18 protein-coding genes are annotated in these 23515 nt (G+C 64.7%); 6 read left to right on the top strand and 12 right to left on the bottom strand.

The window, feature by feature from the left end:
* Positions 1 to 48: 48 nt before the first annotated feature.
* The 4 genes from AC51GT_RS02215 to AC51GT_RS02200 are packed head-to-tail and all read right to left on the bottom strand — an operon-like array spanning position 49 to position 5238.
* Positions 49 to 1524, bottom strand: a complete 1476-nt coding sequence (locus AC51GT_RS02215) for an aldehyde dehydrogenase family protein (protein WP_496327708.1) — start codon at positions 1522 to 1524, stop codon at positions 49 to 51.
* On the bottom strand, positions 1521 to 2843 hold the full coding sequence (hmgA, locus tag AC51GT_RS02210) for a homogentisate 1,2-dioxygenase (protein WP_496327707.1): 1323 nt from the start codon (positions 2841 to 2843) through the stop codon (positions 1521 to 1523). Before hmgA ends, AC51GT_RS02215 begins: the two co-directional genes overlap by 4 nt.
* Positions 2840 to 4129: an oxygenase MpaB family protein gene (locus AC51GT_RS02205; RefSeq protein WP_496327706.1), complete on the bottom strand. Its 1290-nt coding sequence runs from the start codon at positions 4127 to 4129 to the stop codon at positions 2840 to 2842. Before AC51GT_RS02205 ends, hmgA begins: the two co-directional genes overlap by 4 nt.
* Positions 4126 to 5238: an alpha/beta hydrolase gene (locus tag AC51GT_RS02200; protein ID WP_496327705.1), complete on the bottom strand. Its 1113-nt coding sequence runs from the start codon at positions 5236 to 5238 to the stop codon at positions 4126 to 4128. Before AC51GT_RS02200 ends, AC51GT_RS02205 begins: the two co-directional genes overlap by 4 nt.
* A 404-nt stretch (positions 5239 to 5642) precedes the next feature.
* Between AC51GT_RS02200 and AC51GT_RS02195 the strand changes: the two genes are divergently transcribed.
* Together AC51GT_RS02195 and AC51GT_RS02190 are read left to right on the top strand one after the other, a co-directional pair.
* On the top strand, positions 5643 to 6503 hold the full coding sequence (locus AC51GT_RS02195; protein WP_496327704.1) for a DUF222 domain-containing protein: 861 nt from the start codon (positions 5643 to 5645) through the stop codon (positions 6501 to 6503).
* Positions 6469 to 7347: an HNH endonuclease signature motif containing protein gene (locus AC51GT_RS02190; RefSeq protein ID WP_496327703.1), complete on the top strand. Its 879-nt coding sequence runs from the start codon at positions 6469 to 6471 to the stop codon at positions 7345 to 7347. The genes AC51GT_RS02195 and AC51GT_RS02190 overlap by 35 nt, the downstream gene beginning before the upstream one ends.
* A 19-nt stretch (positions 7348 to 7366) precedes the next feature.
* On the opposite strand, the gene AC51GT_RS02185 is transcribed toward AC51GT_RS02190, so the two are convergent.
* A complete protein-coding gene (locus tag AC51GT_RS02185; RefSeq protein WP_496327996.1) occupies positions 7367 to 9271 on the bottom strand; it encodes a multicopper oxidase family protein in 1905 nt (634 codons plus the stop codon).
* Positions 9272 to 9427: 156 nt separating this feature from the next.
* Here AC51GT_RS02185 and AC51GT_RS02180 point away from each other — a divergent pair, with 156 nt between their 5' ends.
* Positions 9428 to 9994, top strand: coding sequence for a TetR/AcrR family transcriptional regulator (locus AC51GT_RS02180; RefSeq protein WP_496327702.1), 567 nt, complete (start codon positions 9428 to 9430; stop codon positions 9992 to 9994).
* A 24-nt stretch (positions 9995 to 10018) separates the two neighbouring features.
* Here the strand turns inward: AC51GT_RS02180 and AC51GT_RS02175 are convergent, their stop codons facing one another.
* From AC51GT_RS02175 to AC51GT_RS02150, 6 genes are all read right to left on the bottom strand, one after another.
* A complete protein-coding gene (locus tag AC51GT_RS02175) occupies positions 10019 to 10582 on the bottom strand; it encodes a dihydrofolate reductase family protein (RefSeq protein WP_496327701.1) in 564 nt (187 codons plus the stop codon).
* Positions 10583 to 10708: 126 nt separating this feature from the next.
* Entirely contained in the window at positions 10709 to 11350 is a 642-nt protein-coding gene (locus AC51GT_RS02170) for a biliverdin-producing heme oxygenase (RefSeq protein ID WP_496327700.1), read from the bottom strand.
* 52 nt (positions 11351 to 11402) lie between these two features.
* Positions 11403 to 12386: an endonuclease/exonuclease/phosphatase family protein gene (locus AC51GT_RS02165; RefSeq protein ID WP_496327699.1), complete on the bottom strand. Its 984-nt coding sequence runs from the start codon at positions 12384 to 12386 to the stop codon at positions 11403 to 11405.
* Positions 12383 to 15412 carry a bifunctional [glutamine synthetase] adenylyltransferase/[glutamine synthetase]-adenylyl-L-tyrosine phosphorylase gene (locus AC51GT_RS02160; protein ID WP_496327698.1) on the bottom strand — a complete coding sequence of 1010 codons (3030 nt, stop codon included), beginning with the start codon at positions 15410 to 15412 and terminating at the stop codon, positions 12383 to 12385. The genes AC51GT_RS02165 and AC51GT_RS02160 overlap by 4 nt, the downstream gene beginning before the upstream one ends.
* Before the next feature lie 66 nt (positions 15413 to 15478).
* Positions 15479 to 16822: a glutamine synthetase family protein gene (locus AC51GT_RS02155; protein ID WP_496323737.1), complete on the bottom strand. Its 1344-nt coding sequence runs from the start codon at positions 16820 to 16822 to the stop codon at positions 15479 to 15481.
* A gap of 85 nt (positions 16823 to 16907) precedes the next feature.
* Complete coding sequence (locus tag AC51GT_RS02150; protein WP_496327697.1) at positions 16908 to 18488, bottom strand: alpha/beta hydrolase; 1581 nt, start codon at positions 18486 to 18488, stop codon at positions 16908 to 16910.
* 188 nt (positions 18489 to 18676) lie between these two features.
* Between AC51GT_RS02150 and panB the strand changes: the two genes are divergently transcribed.
* The 3 genes from panB to AC51GT_RS02135 are packed head-to-tail and all read left to right on the top strand — an operon-like array spanning position 18677 to position 22069.
* A complete protein-coding gene (gene panB / locus AC51GT_RS02145; protein ID WP_496327696.1) occupies positions 18677 to 19543 on the top strand; it encodes a 3-methyl-2-oxobutanoate hydroxymethyltransferase in 867 nt (288 codons plus the stop codon).
* Between the two features lie 22 nt (positions 19544 to 19565).
* On the top strand, positions 19566 to 20555 hold the full coding sequence (gene pip / locus AC51GT_RS02140; RefSeq protein ID WP_496327695.1) for a prolyl aminopeptidase: 990 nt from the start codon (positions 19566 to 19568) through the stop codon (positions 20553 to 20555).
* A complete protein-coding gene (locus tag AC51GT_RS02135) occupies positions 20552 to 22069 on the top strand; it encodes a CYTH and CHAD domain-containing protein (protein ID WP_496327694.1) in 1518 nt (505 codons plus the stop codon). The genes pip and AC51GT_RS02135 overlap by 4 nt, the downstream gene beginning before the upstream one ends.
* A gap of 14 nt (positions 22070 to 22083) precedes the next feature.
* Here AC51GT_RS02135 and AC51GT_RS02130 read toward each other — a convergent pair whose 3' ends face one another.
* Entirely contained in the window at positions 22084 to 23493 is a 1410-nt protein-coding gene (locus AC51GT_RS02130) for an RNB domain-containing ribonuclease (protein WP_496323732.1), read from the bottom strand.
* Positions 23494 to 23515: the final 22 nt, after the last annotated feature.

The following is a 23515-nucleotide window of genomic DNA, read 5'->3' as shown; positions in this document are numbered from 1 at the left end:
CACTCCGTTGTTGGTATTGATCGTGTTTCTGACCGATTTTGACCCGGATCAGAACGCCAGGTGGACGGTCTTTTCTTCGGTATGTGCCAGCAGACCGGCCTGGCCGAGTTCGCGGCCATAGCCGCTGGCCTCGCGACCACCCCACGGAAGCTGCGGCTCCGGCACGCCCCAGCCGTTCACCCACACCATGCCCACCCGGAGCCGCGGGATCACCGAGTGTGCGGTGGACAGGCTCGAGGTGTAGATCATCGCGTTGAGCCCGTACTTGGTTGCATTGGCAAGGCGCACAGCCTCATCGGTGTCGCGGAAGGTGATGACCATGGCAACCGGGCCGAAGATTTCCTCGCGGGCGATCGTCAGGTCGTTGGTACCGCGGAACACGGTCGGTTCGACGAAGAAGCCCGGACCGTCGATCCGGTTGCCGCCGGTGATCAGCTCCGCTTCCTGCTTACCCTTCTCGATGTAACCCATCACCCGGTTGAGTTGCTTTTCGTTCACGATCGTTCCCATCGTGCTCGACGGGTCCATCGGGTCGCCGATCACCGCAGCGCGCGCTGCTGCGGTCAATCCCTCGACGACCTGGTCGGCGATCGACTCGTGGACCAGGACCCGGGTACCGGCCGCGCACACCTGCCCCTGGTGGTAGAAGTTGCCCATCGCGATCCAGAACATCGAGGCGTCCAGATCGGCGTCCGCGAAGATGAGCTGCGGCGATTTCCCACCGAGCTCCAATGTCATCTTGCGGAACTTGTCACCGGCCAGCGGCTGGATCTGTTTGCCGACCCGCGCCGACCCGGTGAACGAGATCTTGTCGATACCGGCGTGTCCGGCGAGCGCAGCACCGGCTTCGTCACCGAGTCCGGTGACCACGTTGAGTACACCATCCGGAAGTCCTGCCTCGCTGAACAATTCGGCCAGGCGAATGGTCGACAGCGACGCGTCCTCGGCGGGCTTGACGACCGCGGTACACCCGGCGGCCAGGGCCGGAGCCAGCTTCCACGCGGCGATGACCAGCGGGTTGTTCCAGGGGGTGATCGCACCGACCACGCCCACCGGCTGTCGCAGGGTGAAGCCGAACCGGTGCTGCCCGGCGATGTCCGGCAGCTGCGCAGTGGATCCGCCGATCTTGTCGGCCCACCCCGCGAAATGCCGGAAGACGGCGGCCGCGGCCGGCACGTCCCCGTTCACCGTATCCACGTACAGCTTGCCCATCTCGATCGATTCCAGCGCCGAGATGTTCTCTGCATCGGCCTCGATGAGGTCCGCCACCCGGGTCAGCACCCGGCCCCGCTCATGCGCGGGCATGGTTGCCCACGGCCCCTCTTCGAACTGTGCGCGGGCAACACCGACGGCCTCGTCGATATCAGCGGCATTGCCCGCCGGGAGTTCGACAACCAGTGACTCATCGGCCGGATTGATGGATTGATAGGTCTGTCCACCGGATGACGGACGTACCTGTCCCCCGATCCGCAGCCCCGCCTCGGGGAGCACGGGTGATTTCGGCCGGACTGCTGCAGCTGTCATGAGGACTCCCTTGTCGATGGTTGAAAGTTGCGGCGCAGACCGGACCAGACGCCGTCGTAGTCGTTCTGCCGATGTGCGGCCGCCATGGCGAACTCGGTGACGACCAGCGGCCACCGGGTCTCGAACATGAAAGCCAATGAGTTGTCGAACTTTTGCGGTGCGAGTTCCGCATTGCTTCCGGCTTCGAAGGTCTGCAGGTCTGGTCCGTGCGCGGCGAACATGTTGTGCAGACTCGATCCACCGGGGACGAAGCCCTCTGCCTTCGAATCGTGAACGCCGTGGATGAGCCCCATGAACTCGGTCATCACGTTGCGATGAAAGTGCGGCGGCCGGAACGTGTGCTCCCCCACCACCCAGCGCGGCGGGAAGGCCACGAAATCGACGTTCGCCTGCCCGGGCCGTTCTGACACCGACGTCAGGACCGTGAAGATCGACGGGTCGGGATGGTCCCAGCCGAGCGTCCCCATCACGTTGAACTGCGACAGGTCATATTTGTAGACGCCGTGGCTGCCGTGCCACGCCACCACGTCCAGCGGCGAATGATCCAGGTCGGTGGCCCACAGATGCCCACCGAACTTGTTGACCCACTGCACATTGCGCGCGACGTCCTCGAAAGCGGCAACGGGATGATGGAAGTGCCGCGCATGGGCCAGACCATTGGCACCGATCGGCCCCATCTCCGGCAGTTCGAAGTAGGCGCCGTAGTTCTCGCAGATGTACCCCGATACCAGGTCGTCGGCGATGTCGACGGAGAACTTGATGCCCCGTCCGATGACCACGATCTCACCCGGACCGACGCCGAGCACCCCGAGTTCGGTGCGGACCGTCAGTTCACCGGATTGCGGCACGATCAGCAGTTCACCGTCGGCGTTCGAGAAGTAGCGGTCGGTCATCGACGTCGTTGCCGAGTACAGATGCACAGCGATTCCGTTGCGTGTCAACACATCACCGTTGGCAGCGACGGTATGGATGCCATCGAGGAAATCGACCGGCCCGGTCGGCGCCGGCAACGGATCCCAACGCAGCCGGTTCGGGTCAGCAGGTTCGCTGATCGGCGCACTACGCATTCTGCCGTCGTCGACACGGGTGAACGGGCGGTGCGCTGCGCTCGGCATGATCCGGTACATCCACGTGCGCCGGTTGATCGTTCGGGGCTCGGTGAACGCGGTGCCCGAGATCTGTTCCGCGTACAGCCCCATCGGCGCGCGTTGTGGCGAGTTCTGGCCGGTGACCAGCGCACCGGGTATCGCCTCGGACCAGTGCTCATTGCCGAAACCGGTCAGGTACTGCAGTTCTGGCCTGATGTTCGACGCAGTCATCGGCGCAGCGCCCCCGAGGCGTCGAACTCTGATTCCCGGCCGTCCATCTGTGCGCGATACCAGTTCTCCCGATGACGGCGCATGAGCTTTTCGTGGTGCCGGGCCAACGGGGGAATCAGTCGTCGCAGGAGTTCGTAGACCGTCACCGCCGGTAGCCGCGCGACCAGCCACAGTAGTCCAGGGACCGCACTGGGCATGTCGTACTTCTTTCGCGTCCACGGCATCATGAAGACTGCTGAATACGCCGAATAGATCATGCCGTTGTACTGCTCCCGGAGCTTCTTCACTCCGGTATGCCCATATCGCGGCGCGAACGCTCTGGGGAACGATTCGATGAGCTCGGCACCGTGCTCACCCGCATCGTCACTGCGCGACACTGCGACCAGCAGAAGGAGTCGCAACGAGTCGGCAATGGTCTCCGGGTGCCATCTGGTCCGCACACCGAGCACGTGACCCATGTACTTCTGGAAGTGGATCAGGTCGCGTATCTCTCTTGCCGGCGTCTGTATTCCGACCAGCCGCAGGGCGAGAGCCGGTGCCACGCTGCCGCCGAGCAGGGTCAGCAGCATGTAGGTCTGACTGATCGGGATCCCCCACTTCGCGGTGTCCCATTCCGGATGTTCCGCCACCCGCCGGCGCACCGACACGTGCATCACCCGCACCAGCATTGCCGTCTCCCGGCCTTTGCTGCCGCGGGTCAGCAACGCGTGCGGTTCCGAGACGTCGATCCAGAACCGAGCCGTCTCGAGGAATCTGCGCAACGCGTTGTCACCGGCGTACCCACCGGCCAGCGACAGCGGGGTCGCCACCGACGATTCGGTGTACATCTCGAGAGTTATCCCGCCGGCAACACTGAACAGCATTGTGCCCCAACGCCGCCAGATCGCCGCACCCCGTTCGACGATTTCAGGATCCACCCAGTCCGGCACGTGCTCGAACTCGTCGAACAGGGCCACCATCGACTCCGGCGGATCAGTGACCGCCGAAATGCCCTCGGCCAAGGCCTGTTGCAGCATCGCCCGTCCGCGGGCGGGTCCGATCTCTCCGTAGAACACCTCGTCGACAAAACGTTCCGCGACGGGATCCGCCGTGAACATGTCCTCACAGATGTCGTGGATCTGTTGCTGCGTCGGGAACATCTCGGCCCGGAAGAGCCTGCGTACCACCGCCTGCGCCCGCCGGACACCCGGCGAGTTCATCCCCTCCTCGTAGCGGAACGCCGTCGGATGCCTTCCGTTGGCGAGGGCGGATACAGCAGCTGCAGTGACGGTTTCGTCGATGGTCATGATTCGAACCCCTTTCCGTCGAACCCCTCTGCAAGTTCACGCTTGATGAGCCAGGCTTTGAGGTCTTCGACGATCATCGGCAGGCCACCGGGTTGATCGACGAGGTAATGGTTGAGGTTGTCGAGCTCCACCAGCGACGCTTGCGGATCCGCCGACGCCTCGTACATGTCCCGCGAGTCACTGACGAATGCAGCCTGATCGGCGCGCAGACACACAACCGTGGTCGGCGTCGTGACAGTCTTCAGGTTGCGCAGCGCATCGGCGTTGGTGCGATCGAAACTCCAAGTGCTCAGCCATGATCGGACGGTGCTGAACCGGGCCAAGCCACCGGCCGCCATGTTCGCTGAGGCGGGGTCGCCGTACATACTCCCGGTCGCCCGGTCGCTGGGATCGATCGTAAGGTCGACAAATCGCGGGTCGCCTACGGTGCGATGAACAACAAATGCCCGATCGGCAGCGCCATTCCGGTCGAGCACCGCGAGCTGGTCGAGTGCCCACGCATCGATCCGGCGGATCCGGCGAAGCTGTGCGTCGCGGTATTCCGCCACCCAGTCCGGATCCAGCGGAGCCGTCCGTGCCGGGTTGTAGAGATTCAGGTGCTCGTCTGTCTCAAAGGGATTCGCCTCGTCGACCACGGAACCATCGATCCAGTGTCGCAGCACCCGCGCCCGGCCCGGGTGCGCTCCGATCAGGACAAGACCGTCAGCGGGCACGAGCCCGGACAGGTCGACCGGATCGCCCGCAGGCGTCTGCGTGACATCGTTGTCCAGCGCTTGGGCCTGGTAGAACGCAGCCAACGATCCCCCGCCGCTGAATCCGAGGATGACAACTTTCTCGAAGCCCAGCTCTTCGCGCATCCACCGCACACCACAACCGAGGTCCAGAGCGGCCCGTTCCATGATCAAGGCGGGCTCATTGGTGCTGTAGCGCGTATTGATCCCCATGATCGGGACGCCGGCCTCAGCAAACCCGCGGAGTAGAAAGTGGGTCAGGAAGTTGGACGCGGGATGAGCCATGATCAGACCCACCCGCTTCGAGTGACCTTCTGGTGCCACAAAATTGGCGGGCAATGTCGGATAGTGACGGGTCAGCCCCGAATGACTCTCCACCCGCCCATCCGTGGCGGGTTCGAACGGTATTCGCTGAAAACTGTCACCGATCGTCAACCCTGGGCTCACTTCCTGTTTCGGCGTGGCACAACTGGTGATCGGGAAACTCAATCGCATGTGCGATCCAGATCACATTTCGTGACCGTACCATACCGCAGGGTATGTTCTTGAGCGCTGGCAACGAACACATCCACCACGTGGAGTCGGACCCGATGATCGACTCCGACAAGAAGTCAGAGCTTTACCGAAGTCGACCTTGACGGTCGTCGCCTGAGTTATGGCGCGCCGCAATGACTCCAGCGTCAGGCTTCCGGCTACAAGCGACCTCGCCGAGGTGACCTCCACGCCAACCCCCGTATTCAAAACTCCGTCGTCTGTCATACCCCCCGTCTAGAATCAAATGTATGTTCGAGGGGGAGATCGAAGACTCAGGTGGGGACGATGAAATCGGCCCTGTCGAGTCGCTGGGTGTCAATGAGTTGTTGCGTAACACCGAGCTCGCGATGGCCCAGCAGTCGCGGATGGAGTGGGAGCGGTACGCCGCTGCGGCAATGCTGCACCGACATCTCGTCGAGCCCACTGCCGGGTCTGAGGCGGAGATGCGCGCCCTTGATCCGTTCGCGCAGTGTGCGGCGAGATTGTCTGCCGCACAGGGGTTGACGCAGCGGACTGCGGAGTTGCAGATCAATCGTGGGGTGGCGTTGCGCGATCGCTTGCCTGCGGTCAATGCGTTGCTGAAGGCCGGCCGGATCGCCGCGCACCATATTCCTGACATCATCGCCCGCACGGAGTTGATCGAGGGCTCAGCCCATATGGCTGATATCGATCGTGGGATCGCCGAGGCGCTGGGTCGGCGGGGGTCGTGGTCGAAGTCCCGGATGCGGGACATGGTCGATGCGATCATCTTTCGCCGGGATCCGGATCTGGTTCGTAAGAACCGGGAGGATGCGAAAAACAATCGCGGGGTGTGGGCCAACAACACTGAACATGGCATGGCGGTTTTGGATGCGCATTCCACCGCTGAGGAATTGACGTTGATCATGGCCAGGTTGGAAAAGCTGGCGATGGCCACCTGTAAGGCTGATCCGCGGCGCAAGTCTGATCGGATGGCGGATGCGTTGTTCGCCACGGTGATGGGCCGCGAGTTCATGTGTGAATGCCCGAATGATCCGAAGCATCCGTGCACCGCTGAGATCATCACCGTTCCTGCCGGACAGGTGGGTTACGGGTGTGGATGTGAAGATCGTGCTGCATGTGATCGCTGATCAGGCCACCGTCGATGGTCGCGCCGAGAATCCAGGCTTCATGGACGGACACGGTGTCGTCTCCGGCGATCATGTTCGTGATATCGCGGCTCGCCCGGAAACGGTGCAGCGGCCGATGGGCAACAAACCTGCGCCGGCTCCGGCGCAGCCCGAGCCGGAGACGCCGAAGCCGAAGCGGCCGACCGTGTACATGCGTGGACCGCAGAACCCACCTGCCGAAAACCTTCCCGCCGGCAGCAACGACAGCGCGATCGTCGCGGCGCCGTTCCCGCAGGTGATTCCGCTGCCGGCCACCCAACCCGGTGACCAGTACCGGCCGTCAGCTGTGCTCGACAGTTTCCTCCGGATCCGCGACGTCTACTGCATGTGGCCCGGCTGTGAGCACAAGGCCTGGGGCGCGGACCTGGACCACACCTGCGAGTACAACCACAACGACCCCGATACCGGTGGCTGCACCCATCCCTCAGAGATGAAGGCGCTCTGCCGTTTTCACCACCTGCTCAAGACCTACTCCGACTGGCTCGACGACCAGTACCCCGACCCCAAGACCGGACGGACCCGGCTGATCTTCACCACACCCGAACGCCGGCACTATCACGGTCCGGGCTGGACCGGCGACGACCTGTTCCCGACACTGAGGTTCATCGTCTTCGACAACCAACGCGGCTCACCGAAAACATCGCCGCCAACATCACCGCCAAGATCTCAGCCGCGCACTGCTGCCAAACATGCACGCCGGCAACAAGAACGACTCGCCAACCGCCGCCAGCGCGAACAGGCAGAGCAACTCAACCGGGAACGCCGCGAAGGACGAGGAAGGAACGAACCACCGCCGACGTTCTGACGCTAGGCAATTGCAACGGTTATTCGACCGTCCGGAACCTGAGCATCATGTCGTGATCTTCGTGATCGAGAAGGTGGCAGTGCCAGACATAGCCTTGCAGCATCGCCGGTGTGCCGCCGTGCTCATCGGAGTGCTGATGATGCGAGGGCGCAGCCGGAGCAGGAGCCGGAGCAGGAAGGGCCGGTCCTTCCTCCACGGCAACAGGATCATCCACAACGGGGGGCCCAGCGACAGGGAGATTCACCGGCAAAGCGGTCGGGTCGGAAGAGAAGGTCGCATCGGGATCGAATTGGAGTTCTTCGGCGGTCGGGAAGCGGACAACGATCCTGGTCACGGTTCCCGGATCGACCCGTACGGTGTCTTTCCAGCCGGCTTCCCATCGCGCAGGTACCACCATCGGGCCGGCGAGGAAGCCGGCCGGATCGGGTGTCCACTTCACGCCGATTGCCGGCTGCGGATGTGCCGCCTGATATTCGACGGTCCGCAGCGGGGTGCGGCCGAGAATGCGGAACGTCACCAGGTGGATATGGATCGGATGCGGATCATCGGTGATGTTCACAATGTTCCAGATCTCGGTGGTCCCCTGCTTCGGCGCCTCGATCTGCGGATCCGAGAACCGAAGGTTGTTGAGCGACATGATGGCAGGCGGATTTCGGAGCGCGTAGGGCTGGCTGACCGTGACAGTGCGCTGCGATGTCGGCTTTGCCAACGGCGGCAACGCCTCTGGCAGGCCATACCCACCACGGAGTTCCGTCGGAACCGGCTGGGTGAAACCCGCCCTGCCAGTGGACTTGAAGCGGCAGAACACGGGCATTGCCACAGCGCCCAGGATCTTGGCCTGGAATGGCGGCGCCTCGTCATTGCAGAGGTCCACGGTTTCGCCAGCAGACATTCCGGAGAAGTCGACCAACAGGTCAAAGCGTTCGGCCGGGGCGACTTTGATCGAGCGGACAGGTTCCGGAGCGCCCAACAGCCCATGGTCGTTGCCGATCACCCAGAACTGCATCTTGTTGGAGAAGAACAGATTCCACACACTGAAGGATGCGGCATTGATGAGCCGGAAGCGATAGAGCCCACGATCGACTTCCAATTGCGGCCAGGCCTTGCCATTGACCAGACCGACGTCGCCGACCGCACCACCCTCCCAACCACCCTCCGGCACAAACAGAGTCGAGCGAAGGCTCTGGAACCCGTCCGCGCCGAACAGCTTCTCCTGCAGGATCAGTGGCATCTCGTGGTCTCCGGCGGGAAGACCCAGCGGGTTGTTCTCCCGGCCGGTGTCGTAGCCGTCTCGCAAAAAGTACATACCGGCCAGTCCCGCAGCCACGTTGGCACGCGTGATGCCCATCGCGTGGTCGTGGTACCAGAGGTGGCCGGCTTCCTGTCGATGCGGGAAGAAGTGAGTTGCCGTCCCGCCACCCGGCAGCAAGACTCGCTGCGGATGTCCATCGCTGTCGGGTGCGCTGACCCCTCCGTGGAGATGAAGGTTCGTCGGCGGACGCGTTCGCCACGACTCGGCGACACCGTGAAGCGATGTATCCAGATCGACGCCAAAAGGATGGCCCTCAATGGCATTTGTGAGGGTGACGACACCCGGCTCATCAACGTGCGCCTCAATCGTCGGGCCCAGATACGGCATGTCGTTGAACCCGAAAGCCGGCGAGGCGGGCAGATCGGCGTGGAACTTGGCGCGCGTGGTCCTGGCTGTCAGGTGCAATTCGCTGCCACTGATCACCGGAGGTCGAGGCATCTCGTCGACAAACTTGCGCATCGGCGGCGAATGAAAGAGAAGCGGGCTGTCGAATGGCGGATCCGGAATCGGCGGCGCCGCACCGGCAACGCCTGTGCGGGTCGCAACGAAGCCTGCTGCGGCCGCGACTGCCGCACCTCGTAGTGCGGTACGGCGATCGATCTGCTTGCTCAAATTCACCCGACCTCCGATCCGCCCCGATTGAGGCGGCCGTCACACCACCCTACTGCATGGTATGGGCGAAGTCGCCCGCCGAACTATCGCCGTATGATCGAATTCATGCTCCCGAATCACGACATCTCTGCTGGATGCGATTGGCAGGCGCGGTAATTGGCCACCGGACCGAAGCGGGATACGAGCTCACGGCTCTCGATGCAGGACTGGCTCGCGGCCGCCCTTGATCTCCTCATCCGCGAAGGTGTGGGTCAGGTCAAGATCAGCCGCCTCTGCGAAGAACTCCGCGTGACGAAGGGCAGTTTCTACTGGCACTTCGAGGACATCAACGCACTGATGAACGCGCTCGCCGATCACTGGAAGACCACTCAGGTCGAGGCCCTGCGCGGCCTGGCCGACATCGAAAACATCCCCGCTGATCAAAGGCTCGAGCAGATGGCCGGCATGCTGGTCGAACGCAACTGGTCGGTAGAGGCCGCGATCAGGGAATGGGCGCTCCGGAACGACGAGGTTGCCAAGTCTGTCCGTGAACTCGATCGCCGGATCTTCGACCTCGTTCGCGAAGCACTGATCGAACTGAACCTCAGCGAAGAGGACGCGCGATTGCGCGCCGGTCTACTTGTCTATGCGGGCATCGGGTTCATCCACGGCCACGCCAGCCTCCCGACACCGACCAGCGAGGACATCCGCGCATTGTTCGCGATCCTCGTCGACGGCCGGTGATCCGGTTCCCCTCAGTGCGGATGCTCAGTGCAAGACCTCGAAAACCTGCTTGCTGATGCCGTTGCCATACACCTCGTGATCGGTGAGCTTCAGCTTGGTCGCGTCCTTGTCGGCATCGCTGAACAGACGCTTGCCCGCGCCGAGTAGCAGCGGGAACACCAGCAGGTGGTACCGGTCGACCAGGCCGGCGTCGGCGAGGCTGCGACCGAGAGTCGCGCTGCCGTGCACCGCAATCGGCCCGCCCTCGGTTTCCTTGAGCGCGGCCACCTCATCGACCGACCTCAGAATCGTGGCCGGCCAGCGCTCATCGTCCGATTCCAGCGTGGTGGAGACCACGTACCGGGGCATCGCGTTGTACCCGGCGAAGTCGTCCATCGTGGGCCATACCGGCGCAAACGCCTCGTACGAGGTCCGGCCCAGCAACAGGGCGGTGGTCTCCTGCTGTTCAGCGCCCTTGATCTCGTAGGCCGCCGGGTCGAACTCGACGTCCTTGAAGGTCCAGCCGGCGTTCCGGTAGCCCGCTTCGCCGCCCGGGGCCTCCATGACTCCGTCCAGCGAGACAAAAGCAGTGACGATCAGGGTGCGCATGGTGATTCTCCTTGTTGAGTGGTTCGACAATCACGGTTGAGTGATTCCTACACCCACGTCGAATGAACTTCCCTCATATCGACAACCACACCCGGAGAAAATCATCGGCGGGAAATCATCGGCGCTTCAGCCGGTGTGCACACCCAGTTCGGCGAACAACGCCTCGTTGAAACCGAAGGCCCGCACTGCCTCATCGAGAAGTCGCGTCACCGATTCCTCATCGAGGTCCAACCGGTCGATCGACTCGGCGTAGGCATCCTTGAACCGCTTCAGTTTGTCGATGTCGAAGTTGTAGAAGCTCAGCACCTCGTCGGTCATCCCGTAGTGCAGCTTCAGCCGGCTCCGCACGATCTGACCGCCCGAGAGGTCGCCCAGGTACCGCGTGTAGTGATGTGCCAGAAAGGCAACCGGATCCGCGGCAGCGTCCCGGATGCAGGCCACGTACTGCGCCGTCGAAGGCAACATCTCGATGTCGGGCACCGAGATCCCGAGCGCGTCGAGATCGGCGGCGAGCCGCGGCAGTCGGCGCAGTCGTTCGTCCATCACCGCACCGGCGATGGGATCGTCGACCAGCTGATCACACACCGATTCCAGCGCCTCGTAGATGAAGTACTGCTGTGCCGCCATCGCCCGGTAGGCGTCGACGTCGAGCTCACCCTCCATGAGGTTTCCGATGAACGCTGCGCCTTCGGCACGCGTGTGCGCACTGGCCGTTGCGGCACGGAGCCGATCCATCGTCGTCCCCGCTGCAACAGGTGTTTCAGTCATCGCGTCCCCTCTTTCGAGCCGACCGGTTGAACATCCCGGAGTTAGGTCAACCTCAGTTAGGTATAAGTGATACCACCAGGCCGCGATGGTCGGCACCTTCGATCCCAAAACTGTCCAGCTCCACCGCAGTGAATCCGCGGGAGATCACGTGGTCGATCCCGATCAGGGCCGGATAGCTCCGGTCGGCCGGGTAGGTCATCTTCCATCCGGCTCCGGATTGATCGGTGGCGTCGGCGAATCCGTCGGTCAACAACTCCCGGAACTGCTTGTGGTCCCAGGTCGCGTTGAAGTCACCGCTGACGATCACCCGTTCGGTGGTCGTCGACCCGATGATCCCGCGTAGACGCTTCATCTCCTCGACCCAGCGCCACGGTTCGTGCGGATAGGGCGGAATCGGATGCACGGCGAACACCGTGGTGTTGGCAGCCCCCGGCAGGTCGACCTCGGCTCGCAGATTGTTGAGCCCGAAGTCGCTGAGCTCCGCGGTGTTTCGCAATGGATACCGGCTGAAGATCCCGGTGCCCACGCCGCCTTCGCCGGGGACGACGAACTCGTACGGCAACAGACTCCGCAAATCGGTCTTCTCGATCCGTTCGAGCGCTTCGGGTGTCAATTCCTCGACCGTGAGCAGATGCGCCTTACTGGCCCGCACCTTTGCCACCAGCTCCGAGACGTTGGCCGCACCGAGCGTGATGTTGGACTGAACCACCACCGTGCGCTCGCCGGACGGTGCGTCCGAGGCGACGAACAGCGGCGCCTGCGTCCAGATACCGACCCCGAGCAGGATCACCGTCAGCGCCGTGGTGAGCCAGCGTCTGGTCACGGCCAGGATGATGGTCGCCGGGATGCCGGCGAGCAGGAGCCACGGCACCGCACTGGCGAAGGCCGTGGAAACGCGCCCCTTGCCCGGATAGAAGTGCAGCCAGATCGCCGCGACCACGGCGCCGAGCAACGCCCAGCCGAGGAGCACGGCAACCAGGTACAGAACCTTGAACACCGGACCACGCTCGGCAAGTCGTTCCGAAGTCCGCCTCACCCGCCGAAGACTTTCAGCACCACGGCTTTGGCCCGGCGCGTGACCCGCAAGTAGTTGTCCAGGAACACCCCGGAGTCGTCGTCATGCCAGCCTGCGGCAAAAGCGACCGCACGCAATGCTTTTCCCGGTCCGGGAAGCTGGTCGACGGCCTTGCCGCGCACGAGCACCAACGCATTACGCGCCTTTGTCGCGGTGAGCCAGGCCTGTTTGAGGAGTGTCACGTCTTCTTCGGAGAGCAATTCGGCAGCACCGATCGCGTCGAGACACTCCAGGGTCGACGTGTTGTGCAACGCCGGGATCCGGTGCGCATGCCGCAACTGGAGCAGCTGCACCGTCCATTCGACGTCGGCCAGGCCGCCGCGTCCGAGCTTCGTGTGGGTCGCGGGATCGGCACCGCGTGGCAGCCGCTCGGCGTCGACGCGGGCCTTGATCCGGCGGATCTCCTTCACCGCGTCGGACGAGACACCACCGGACGGGTAACGGATCTTGTCGGCCATGTGCAGGAAAGCGATACCGAGTTGTTCGTCACCGGCCACCTGGTGGGCCCGCAGCAGTGCCTGGACCTCCCAGGCCTGTGCCCACTGCTCGTAGTAGGCCGCGTAGGCCGCGAGCGTACGGACCACCGGACCGTTGCGCCCCTCCGGCCGCAAACCGGTGTCGACCTCCAGTGGCGGGTCGGCGCTGGGCGTGCCGAGCAGTGACCGCACCTTGTCCGCGACACTGTTGGCCCACCGCACCGCCTCGGCGTCGTCGACGCCCTCTTCGGGTTCACAGACGAACAGCACATCGGCGTCGGATCCGTAACCGAGTTCGCCTCCGCCGAGTCGCCCCATCCCGATTACGGCGATACGCGCGGGGGCGGGCGAACCACGCTCGGCCACAGAGGCTTTCACGACAACCTGCAGTGCGGCATTGAGCACACCGGCCCACACCAGCGACAGCGCCCGACAGACCTGTGGGACGTCATACATTCCGAGGAGGTCCGCCGAGGCGATCCGGGCGAGCTCCCCGCGGCGATGGGAACGGGCGACCGAGATCGCCATCTTGACGTCGCGGTGGCGGGTCGCCGAGGCGATCATGCCGGCCACCACATCCTCGGAGTCGACCTCGGTCAGCTTGGGACCACTGGCCCCGTCCGCGTAGAGCCGGATGACATCGGGCGTCCGCATCAGCAACTCCGCGGCATACACCGAGGTACCGAGCACCGTCATCAGGCGCTCGGCGACAACCCCTTCGTCGCGGAGTAGCCGCAGGAACCAGTCCCGGTCCGCGGCCGCGTCGCACAACCGCCGGTAGTTCAACAGGCCGGCATCGGGATCGGGTGTGCGGCTGAGCCATTCGAGCAGCGTCGGCAGGAGCAATTCCTGGATCTGGCCCTTCCGGCCGGCCGTGGAGACCAGTGCCTTGAGGTGCCCGAGGGCGTTCTCGGGTTTGCCGTACCCCAGAGCGGCGAGTCGGCGGACCGCCGAACTGGTCGACAGCCGCAACTCGTCCTTTTCGAAACGGGTGACCGCTTCGAGCAACGGACGATAGAAGAGCTTCTCGTGCAGCTTGCGCACCCGATAGGACTGCCGGCGAATCTCCTCGCGCAGTGTGCCGCCGGCGTCGAGGTCGCCTTCGGGCCGGATGTGGGCGGCCCGGGCGAGCCAGCGCATCGCCTCGTAGTCCTCGAACTCCGGCAAGGTGTGGGTCCGCTTGAGACGCTGCAACTGCAGGCAATGCTCCAGCAACCGCAAGAACTCATACGACGCAATGAGATTGGCGCCGTCATCACGACCGACGTAGCCACCATCTCGAAGAACGGTCAGCGCCTCGACAGTGCTCTTGACCCGAAGCGATTCGTCCACGCGTCCGTGCACCATCTGGAGCAACTGGACCGCGAACTCCACGTCCCGCAGCCCGCCCCGACCGAGCTTGATCTCACGCACCCGCAGCTCTTCGGGTAGCTGGGCTTCCACCCGACGGCGCATCGCCTGCACGTCGACAACGAAGTCCTCGCGTTCCGACGCCTCCCAGACCATGGGGCTGACGGCGTCGACGTAGTCACGCCCGAGCTCCATGTCGCCGGTCATCGGCCGGGCCTTGAGCAGGGCCTGGAACTCCCAGGTCTTCGCCCAGCGTCGGTAATAGGTCAGATGCGATTCGAGGGTCCGGGTCAGCGCACCGGCCTTGCCTTCGGGACGGAGGGCGGCATCGACCTCGAAGAAGGCCAGGGAACCGACCCGCATCATCTCCCCCGCGATCCGGCTCGACTCGGCATCGGCGGGCTCGCTGACGAAGATGACATCGACATCGCTGACGTAGTTCAGCTCTCGCGCACCACATTTGCCCATCGCCACAACCGCGATCCGCGATGTCATCGGCTTGTCGCCGCAGACTTCCGCAACCCCCACCGCGAGTGCCGCGGTCAGAGCCGCGTCGGCGAGGTCGGCAAGGTAAGCGCCCACATCACGGAACCGCATGACCGGCTCGTCCTCGACAGTCGGTGCCAGGTCGCGAGCAGCCAACTGCACCAACAGGTTGCGATAGGCCAACCGAAGCGCGGGAACGGCCTTGGGGCCGGTGAGCTGCGCACGGAAGACGAGATTCCCGTCGGTGGCGCCGGTTTCGTGGCCGTTGTAGCCCGGCTCCGGCTCGGCGCCGACCGCGTCCAGCATCAACTGCCTGACCTCATCGGGACCGGGTAGGTCCGGGCGCGTCAGCAGTCGCCAGGTCTGCGGCTCTGAGACCAGGTGATCACCGAGCGCGGTGGACGAACCCAGAACCGCGAACAACCGCCCGCGGAAACACCGGTCGGTGCGCAGGAGTCGGTCGATCTCGGCCCACTCCGACTCGACCGCACTGTGCAGACGCACCAGGGCGCGCAGGGCGATGTCGGCGCTCGGTGCGCGCGACAACGCCCACAGCAGGTCGATGCTCGCTTCGTCGCCCCAGCCGAGTTCGGCCAGGTCCGAGGTGGCCGTCGGTTCGAGCAGACCGAGCCGGCCGACGCTGGGAACTCGTGATCTGGACGCAGGTGGTGTCACAGAGGTAAACCGTACTGGGCGAGGCCCTGGTCACACCACGAGCCCACCCGGAGCCCGCGACCGGCGTCAGAGCGACAAATAGTTCTGCAGTTCAAATGGAGTCACCTGACTGCGGTAGTTCGTCCACTCCGCCCATTTGTTGCGCAGGAAGTACTCGAAGACGTGCTCGCCGACGGCCTCGGCAACCAGTTCGGACTTCTCCATCTTCGTGAGTGCTTCGGCCAACGACCCCGGCAACTCCTTGTAGCCCATGGCCCGGCGCTCGGCGGGAGTCAGCGAGAACACGTCGTCCTCGGCGTGGTCCGGCAGCTCGTAGCCTTCCTTGATGCCTTTGAGGCCGGCGGCCAGCAGGACGGCAAACGTCAAGTACGGGTTACAGGCCGAGTCGGGGCTACGAACCTCGATACGCCGGGACGACGCTTTGTTCGGTGTGTAGAGCGGCAACCGGACGAGCGCCGAGCGGTTGGCCGCTCCCCAGCTCGCAGCGGTCGGCGCTTCGCCGCCGTGGATGAGTCGCTTGTAGCTGTTGACCCACTGGTTGGTGATCGCGCTGATCTCGTCGGCGTGGTGCAGGATGCCGGCGATGAACTGCTTGCCGGTGGTCGACAGCTGCATCGGATCGTCGGGGTTGTGGAAGGCGTTCGTGTCGCCCTCGAACAAGCTCATGTGGGTGTGCATCGCCGAACCGGCGTGCTGACTGAACGGCTTGGGCATGAACGTGGCCCACACGTTCTCCGAGATCGCGACCTCTTTGACGACGTAACGGAACGTCATGACGTTGTCGGCCATCGACAGGGCGTCCGCGTACCGCAGGTCGATCTCCTGCTGGCCCGGTGCTCCCTCGTGGTGCGAGAACTCGACCGAGATGCCCATGGATTCAAGGGCGTCGATGGCGTGGCGGCGAAAGTTGGGTGCCGAGTCGTGCACGGCCTGGTCGAAGTACCCACCGTTGTCGGCGGGGATGGGGACCGAGCCGTCGAGCGCGGGCGGGTTCTTCAGCAGGAAGAACTCGATCTCGGGATGGACGTAGCAGCTGAAGCCCTGATCGGCTGCCTTGTTCAGCTGGCGACGCAACACATGCCGCGAATCGGCCCACGACGGCTCGCCGTCGGGCATCACGATGTCGCAGAACATGCGGGCGGAGTGCGGCCGGCCGGCGCTGGTGGTCCACGGCAGGACCTGGAATGTGGAGGGATCGGGCTTGGCGATGGTGTCGGCTTCGGACACCCGCGAAAAGCCCTCGATCGCCGATCCGTCGAAGCCGATTCCCTCGGCAAAAGCACCTTCTAGCTCAGCGGGCGCAATGGCAACCGACTTCAGGTAGCCCAGTACGTCGGTGAACCAGAGGCGGACAAAGCGAATGTCGCGCTCTTCGAGGGTTCGGAGCACGAATTCTTTTTGGCGATCCATGACAAACGAGCCTAGGAGTGCCCTGTTAAATGCATGTTACAGACGCGCATCAACCAGAATATCCTGGGGATTTCGTCCAAAATTCTCAACATATGAGGCCTTCATCCGGCAATGTGAGATCAACGAAGTACGCGGTGACCGCATCGTCGACACAGTCCTTCCCCTCGAGCGATGCCGTGTGCTGGTCGCCCTCGAACGTGATGAGTCTGGCGCCGAGCTCTTTCGCGAGGGCAACACCGGCTTCATACGGCGTCGCCGGGTCGTTTGTCGTGGAGATGACAACCGTCGTCGGCAGACCCTCGACGTTCAGCTCATGCGGTGTGCTGGTGGGTGGGATCGGCCAGAACGCACAGACATCCCGGGCACCGACACCGGTCCCCCGACCGTCGTCGGTGAACGGCGCCGCCCGACGCGCCTCCGTGTCGAGCCGATCGATCGTGGCCTGGTCGGTGATCGGCGGGTCGTCGATGCACCGGATCGCGGTGAACGCGTCGGCCGTGTTGTTGTAGCGACCGTTCTCGTCGCGCCCCTCATAGAGGTCGGCGAGCCGGAGCAGGGTGTCGCCGTTGCCCTCGGCCAGCTGGTCCAGCCCCTCGCGCAGCGGATCCCACAGCGCATCGCTGTACAGCGCCTGGATCACGCCGGTCATCGCGTCGTCGTACGACAGGGGCCGACCCAGACCCGTCGTCGCGGGCCGATCGATCAGCGGTCGGGTGAGCTCCTGGAAACGGGCCGTTGCCTGAGCCGGGTCGTCGCCCAGCGGGCAACCACCACGCTCTGCGCAGTCTGCGGCGAAAGCCTCGAATGCGGACTGGAACCCGGCCATCTGTTTGATGATGTCCTCCACCGGATCTGCCGCCGGATCGACCGCGCCGTCATTGACCATCGCCCGAACCCTGGACGGGAACTGTTCGGCGTAGGCGGCCCCGATCCGGGTGCCGTAGGAATAGCCGAGATAGTTGAGCTTGTCGTCTCCGAGCACCGCGCGCAGCACATCGAGGTCTTTGACCACGTCGACCGTCCCGACATGTGCCAGGTACCCGACACCCATCCGCTGCTCGCATTTCTCGGCGGTCTCCCTGGCTTCGCGTTCCTGCTCCGCGATGCCGGCCGGGGTCATGTCGACCAGTGTCTGCGCCCGCTGCTCGTCCCGCTCGGAGTCGGTGAGGCAACGGATCTGCGGGGTCGACTTCCCGACGCCCCGGGGATCGAAACCGATCAGGTCGAAACGCTCTGCGAGTTCGAGGTCGGAGAAAGCCGAGGCCTGCCCGGCCAGGAAGTCCACGCCCGATCCGCCCGGGCCGCCCGGATTCATCAGCAACGAACCGACCTTCTCGCCGCCGGCACGTACCCGCAGTATCGCGATCTTCGCAGCATCCCCGTCAGGATCGTCGTAGTCGACCGGGACCGTCACGGTGGTGCAGTCCGTCCGGTCCTCGGGATATCCGAACGACTCCTGATCGGCATATTCGTCGCAGGGTTCCCAATGGAGTCGCTGCCCGTAGAAGGGGTCCAACGCCGGCGTCGGCGCGACACCCGAGCTGAACGTCGCCGACTCGGCGGAACCCTCGAGCTCGGTACTGCAACCGCCGGCCACCAGGGCCACCGCCGCGATGGCGGTCACCCCGCACAGGATTCCCCGGCCACCCCGTGCTCGTGTCTTCACCGGTTCCATCGTGCCACGCCGGTATCGGCGCACCGACGGGCCCGAGCGGGACCGAAATATCCGAACTGTTGTGACAAATTGCACACCACCAGGCATTTCCCTGCCCGACCCGCGGTGCCACACTGGTGTGGTCATCCACCAACCCGGGTACCTGCGGATGCAGGACTCGAGGCACGAAAGAGACAATGATGTCCGACACTTCGGTATATGGCGCTGCGCCCTCCTCTTCTGCGGCCGCAGCTGATCCTTCTTCTCCACGCCGCCGCGCGACGCGCGTGCACCATCTGGCCCAGATGAAGTCCGAGGGCGACAAATGGTCGATGCTCACCGCATACGACTACTCCAGTGCGCGCATCTTCGACGACGCACAGATCCCGGTCCTGCTGGTCGGCGACTCGGCAGCCAATGTGGTGTACGGATACGACACCACCATCCCGGTCACCATCGATGAGCTGCTCCCGCTGGTCCGCGGTGTCGTGAAGGGCGCCCCGCACGCGTTGGTCGTCGCCGACCTGCCGTTCGGTAGCTACGAGGCCGGCTCGCAACAGGCACTCGAATCGTCGATCCGCTTCTTCAAGGAAGGCGGCGCGCACGCGGTCAAGCTCGAAGGCGGTGAACGGGTCGCCGACCAGATCGCGACGCTGGTTGCAGCGGGCATCCCGGTCATGGCGCACATCGGATTCACCCCGCAGAGCGTCAACGGGCTCGGCGGATTCCGCGTGCAGGGCCGCGGCGACGGTGCCGACCAGCTCATCGCCGACGCGATCGCCGTCCAGGAAGCCGGCGCCTTCGCCGTTGTCATGGAGATGGTTCCCGCCGACCTCGCCGGACAGATCACCCGCAAGTTGACCATCCCCACGGTGGGTATCGGCGCAGGCAACGAGACCGACGCCCAGGTTCTCGTCTGGCAGGACATGGCCGGGTTCACCCACGGCAAGACCGCCAGGTTCGTCAAGCGGTACGCCGATGTCGGCGGCGAATTGCGCCGCGCGGCAGAGCAGTACGCCGACGAGGTTCGTCGCGGCCAGTTCCCCGGCCCCGAGCACGCGTACTGACCTCAACCGGCATAGTGGGGGGATGCGCGACTTCTACCCTCCGATCGAGCCCTACGCCACCGGACATCTCGATGTCGGTGACGGACAACGGATCTATTGGGAACAGAGCGGTAATCCCACGGGCAAGCCGGCGATCTTTGTCCACGGTGGACCCGGTGGCGGAACCACCCCGTCACAACGGCAGTTCTTCAACCCGGACGCGTATCGCATCATCCTGTTCGATCAGCGCGGCTGCGGCCGGTCGACACCGCACATCGCGGACGGCGGCGACCTGTCGGTGAACACCACCGACCACCTGATCGCCGACATGGAATCACTGCGCGAAGAGTTCGGGATCGAGCAGTGGCAGGTGTTCGGCGGCTCGTGGGGGTCGACACTCGGGCTGGCCTATGCCCAGCGCCACCCCGATCGGGTGACCGAATTGGTGCTGCGCGGGATCTTCCTGCTCCGCCGCAGCGAGATCGACTGGTACTACAACGGGGGCGCGGCCAACATCTTCCCCGACCGGTGGGAGGGATACCTCGAACCGATCCCCGCCGACGAGCGCGACGGTGATCTCGTGGCCGCCTATCACCGGCTCCTGACCGGCGACGACCAGGAGAAGGCGGTCGAGGCCGCGCTCGCCTGGACCACCTGGGAACAGACCACGAGTCATCTCCTGCCCCAGGCCGAGGACGACAAAGACAGCGATCCGGCCCGGTATGCCCTCGCGTTCGCCGGTATCGAGAACCACTACTTCATGAACGGTGGTTTCCTCGAAGACGGTCAGCTACTGGCCGACGCGCACCTGATCGCCGACATCCCCGGCGTGATCGTGCAAGGCCGCTACGACGTGGTGTGCCCGGCCCGAAGCGCCTGGGATCTGCACCGCGCCTGGCCGACCGCGCAGCTGAACATCGTCGCCGATGCCGGACACGCATCGTTCGAACCCGGAATCCGGCATCATCTGATCGAGGCGACGGATCGTTTTGCCGGAGTCGGTGACCAGAGCAGTGGGAAGGACGCACGGTGAGCGCCCAGGAAACAACCGAAGTCGAGCTCAAATACGACCTCGACGCCAATGCGACCGTTCCCGACCTCACGGTGTTGCCTGCTGTGCAGTCGCTGTCGGGACCGGTGATCGAACACCTGGACGCGACCTACTACGACACCGACGCACTCGATCTCGCGGGCAACAAGATCACCCTCCGACGGCGAGAAGGGGGCCACGACGAGGGCTGGCACCTCAAACGGCCCGGCATCGGCACTCCCCTGGGCCGACGCGAGATGCACGTGCCGCTGCAGACCGCGACCGATCCGTTCGCCGAGGTCGCGGTGCCGGCAGAACTGACCGACCCCGTCCAGGTCCACATCCGCGGCCGACACCTGGCACCCATCGCAACGGTCTCGACGATTCGCCGCATCACCGAACTCCACGACGGTGAGGGGGCAGTGCTCGCGGTGTTGTGCGAGGACTCGGTCGCCGCGCAATCCCTGCTCCCCGGCGGTGTCGCCCAGAGCTGGCGCGAATGGGAACTCGAGTTGGTGACCGGCGATACCGACCTCCTCTACGCCGCCGACAAGGTGTTGCGCGCCAACGGTGCCCGCACCGCCTCCAGTGCGTCCAAGCTCGCGCGCGCCATCGGTACCACCCCGACCACCCATGACGGTTCCGATCGGCACCACCCGAAGAAGTCCACCCTGGGCAAGAAGGCCACCGCGCTGGAACTGGTGGTCGCCGAGCTCGCCGACCACCGCGACCACCTCATCGCCCATGACCCACAGGTCCGGTGCAACGCTCCCGACGCCGTCCACCAGATGCGGGTCGCGACGCGGCGGGCACGCAGCGTCCTGCAGTCGTTCCCGAACGTCCTGCGGGGCACGGGTGTCGAGGAGCTCGAAGGTGAATTGAAGTATCTGGCAGGCATATTGGGCGACGCCCGTGATGCGGAAGTCCAGTTGGAGCGAAATCGTCACCTGCTCAAGGGCGAAGCGGCATCCTCTCATGTCTTGCAGGCCCTGATCCATGGGCAGGTCGAAACACAGCACATCACGCTGGCCGCCGCCACCGACTTCCTGCATTCCAAGCGGTATTTCGATCTGCTCGATGAGCTCGACCGGACCATCGCAGAACCGCAGCCCGGTGACGACGCCGAGGCACCGGCCCGCGAGATCTTCGACAAGGCCGTCGCCCACAGCACCAAACGTGTCCGCAGGGCCCAGAAGAAGGCCGACGCCCTGGCCAAGGGTTCAGCCGACTGGGTCGAGCAGCTGCACACCGTACGCAAACGCGCGAAACAGTTGCGGTACACCATCGATTCCGGCGAGCGGCTCGGCACCGACAAGTACCGCAAACTCGGCAAGATTGCCAAGCGGGCCCAGAGTGCTCTCGGGGACTTCCACGACGCGGTCATCAGCCGCAGCCATATTGCGGTCCTGGCGATGGGTTCGGGCGTCACCGTCGCCGACGCATACGTGTACGGGCGCCTCGACGCCCGGGAAGAGGCTGCCGCGGCACGCGACCTCGCGACGTACCGGCCGGTGTAGCCCGCACCGACCGCCTACACCGGCATGAACGTCACCTGAGGTGTGCGCGGATCGGCGTCCATCAGTTTGACCTGCACCTGCTGCCCCTCCGCCGGATCACCACCGCACGTGGCGAACACCGCGGGATCTGCGATGAAGATCTGTGCGGGCCGCTTGCCGCGTGCGGCGTGCAACACGGTGGCGGTGAACGTCTCGCCGACCCGGTCGGCCAGCAGGACCGCCTCGGCCATGTCCAGACTCGACCGATCTGCTCTGCCGGCAACCGAACTCGAACTCTTCATCACCTCGGGCAGGATCGGCAGAGCGCTGCACACCCAGTCGGGCACCGGTTCACCGGCAGCCAGCGCCAGGCAGGTCTCGGTGGCGAAGCGGTCCGCCAACCGGCGCAGTGGTGCGGTCACGTGGGCGTAGACCCCGGCGATACCGCCATGCGTTGTCACCGCATCGTCCGGGATCACACCCAGCATCGGCAGGTAGTCACTTCCCCGCAGCAACGTCGTCGCATCCGACATCACCGCCAGGGTCAGCGGGGACTGCGGATCCAGTCCGGCCAGGAACGCACCCGGTGAAACTCCCTCCGGCCAGGGCACATCCAGCGCGGCGGCGGAGGCCCGGAACACCTTCACCGCATCGTCGGTCGCCGCCGGTAGCGTCCGCAGCAACCCGACCTTGTTGTCCAGCATCATCTGCCCGGCGCACATACCCGTGAGCAGTGAGATCTGTGAGTTCCACATGTCGGCCCGGGTCCGCGGTTGCACCACCAGCTGCCATCCGGCCGCCCCGTCGTGCAGCACGTCCTGTTCGGGCAGACCCAGATCCACCGCGCCCCGCTCGATCGCCAGACGCTGCCGGAGCTCACCGAAGTCAGGGAGCGCCTCGATGGACGGATGCAGTCTCCCGGCGTCGGCGTCGGCCTGCACGGTTTCATAGTCCAGCCGGGCCACCGACCGCACCAGCGCGCGTTGAACGTCGACCGAGGTCGGGTGTCCGTGTCCGTCGACGGCGATCCGCCACAGTGCGGCCGGACGAAGCCGATCGGGCAGCAACGATCCGCGGTCTTCCGACAACGCCCGCGGATGCAGCGGCACATTGCCGTCCGGGAAGTAGATCGTCTGCCCTCGTCTGCGGGTCTCGAGGTCGAGCGGACCACCGGGCCGAACCAGCGCCGCGACGTCGGCGATCGCGTAGTTCACCACAAAACCGGTGCCGTCGCGGACGATGTGGACGGCTTGATCGAGATCCACCGAGCCGGGCGGATCGATGGTGACCAGGGGCAGGTCGGTCCGGTCGACACGATCCTCGGCGTAGCGATCCGACGCCGTCTCCGCTTCGGTCTGGGCGGCGGCACCGAACTCCTCGGACAGACCGAGGTCGGTGCGGATGGCACCGAAATCTATGTCGGCGGCGCGAAGTATCCGTTGCACCGCACCAACACTAGCGGGCAGT

This window comes from Williamsia sp. z34, assembly GCF_059553395.1.
This window is presented reverse-complemented; position numbering and strand designations above follow the sequence as displayed.

What these genes read in the sequence shown, in the direction of transcription:
- pip (WP_496327695.1), top strand. Translation starts at nt 19,566, where the DNA reads ATGCGCGACTTCTACCCTCCGATCGAGCCCTACGCCACCGGACATCTC.
- panB (WP_496327696.1), top strand. Translation starts at nt 18,677, where the DNA reads ATGTCCGACACTTCGGTATATGGCGCTGCGCCCTCCTCTTCTGCGGCC.
- AC51GT_RS02195 (WP_496327704.1), top strand. Translation starts at nt 5,643, where the DNA reads ATGTTCGAGGGGGAGATCGAAGACTCAGGTGGGGACGATGAAATCGGC.
- AC51GT_RS02170 (WP_496327700.1), bottom strand. Translation starts at nt 11,350, where the DNA reads ATGACTGAAACACCTGTTGCAGCGGGGACGACGATGGATCGGCTCCGT.
- AC51GT_RS02175 (WP_496327701.1), bottom strand. Translation starts at nt 10,582, where the DNA reads ATGCGCACCCTGATCGTCACTGCTTTTGTCTCGCTGGACGGAGTCATG.
- AC51GT_RS02215 (WP_496327708.1), bottom strand. Translation starts at nt 1,524, where the DNA reads ATGACAGCTGCAGCAGTCCGGCCGAAATCACCCGTGCTCCCCGAGGCG.
- hmgA (WP_496327707.1), bottom strand. Translation starts at nt 2,843, where the DNA reads ATGACTGCGTCGAACATCAGGCCAGAACTGCAGTACCTGACCGGTTTC.
- AC51GT_RS02205 (WP_496327706.1), bottom strand. Translation starts at nt 4,129, where the DNA reads ATGACCATCGACGAAACCGTCACTGCAGCTGCTGTATCCGCCCTCGCC.
- AC51GT_RS02155 (WP_496323737.1), bottom strand. Translation starts at nt 16,822, where the DNA reads ATGGATCGCCAAAAAGAATTCGTGCTCCGAACCCTCGAAGAGCGCGAC.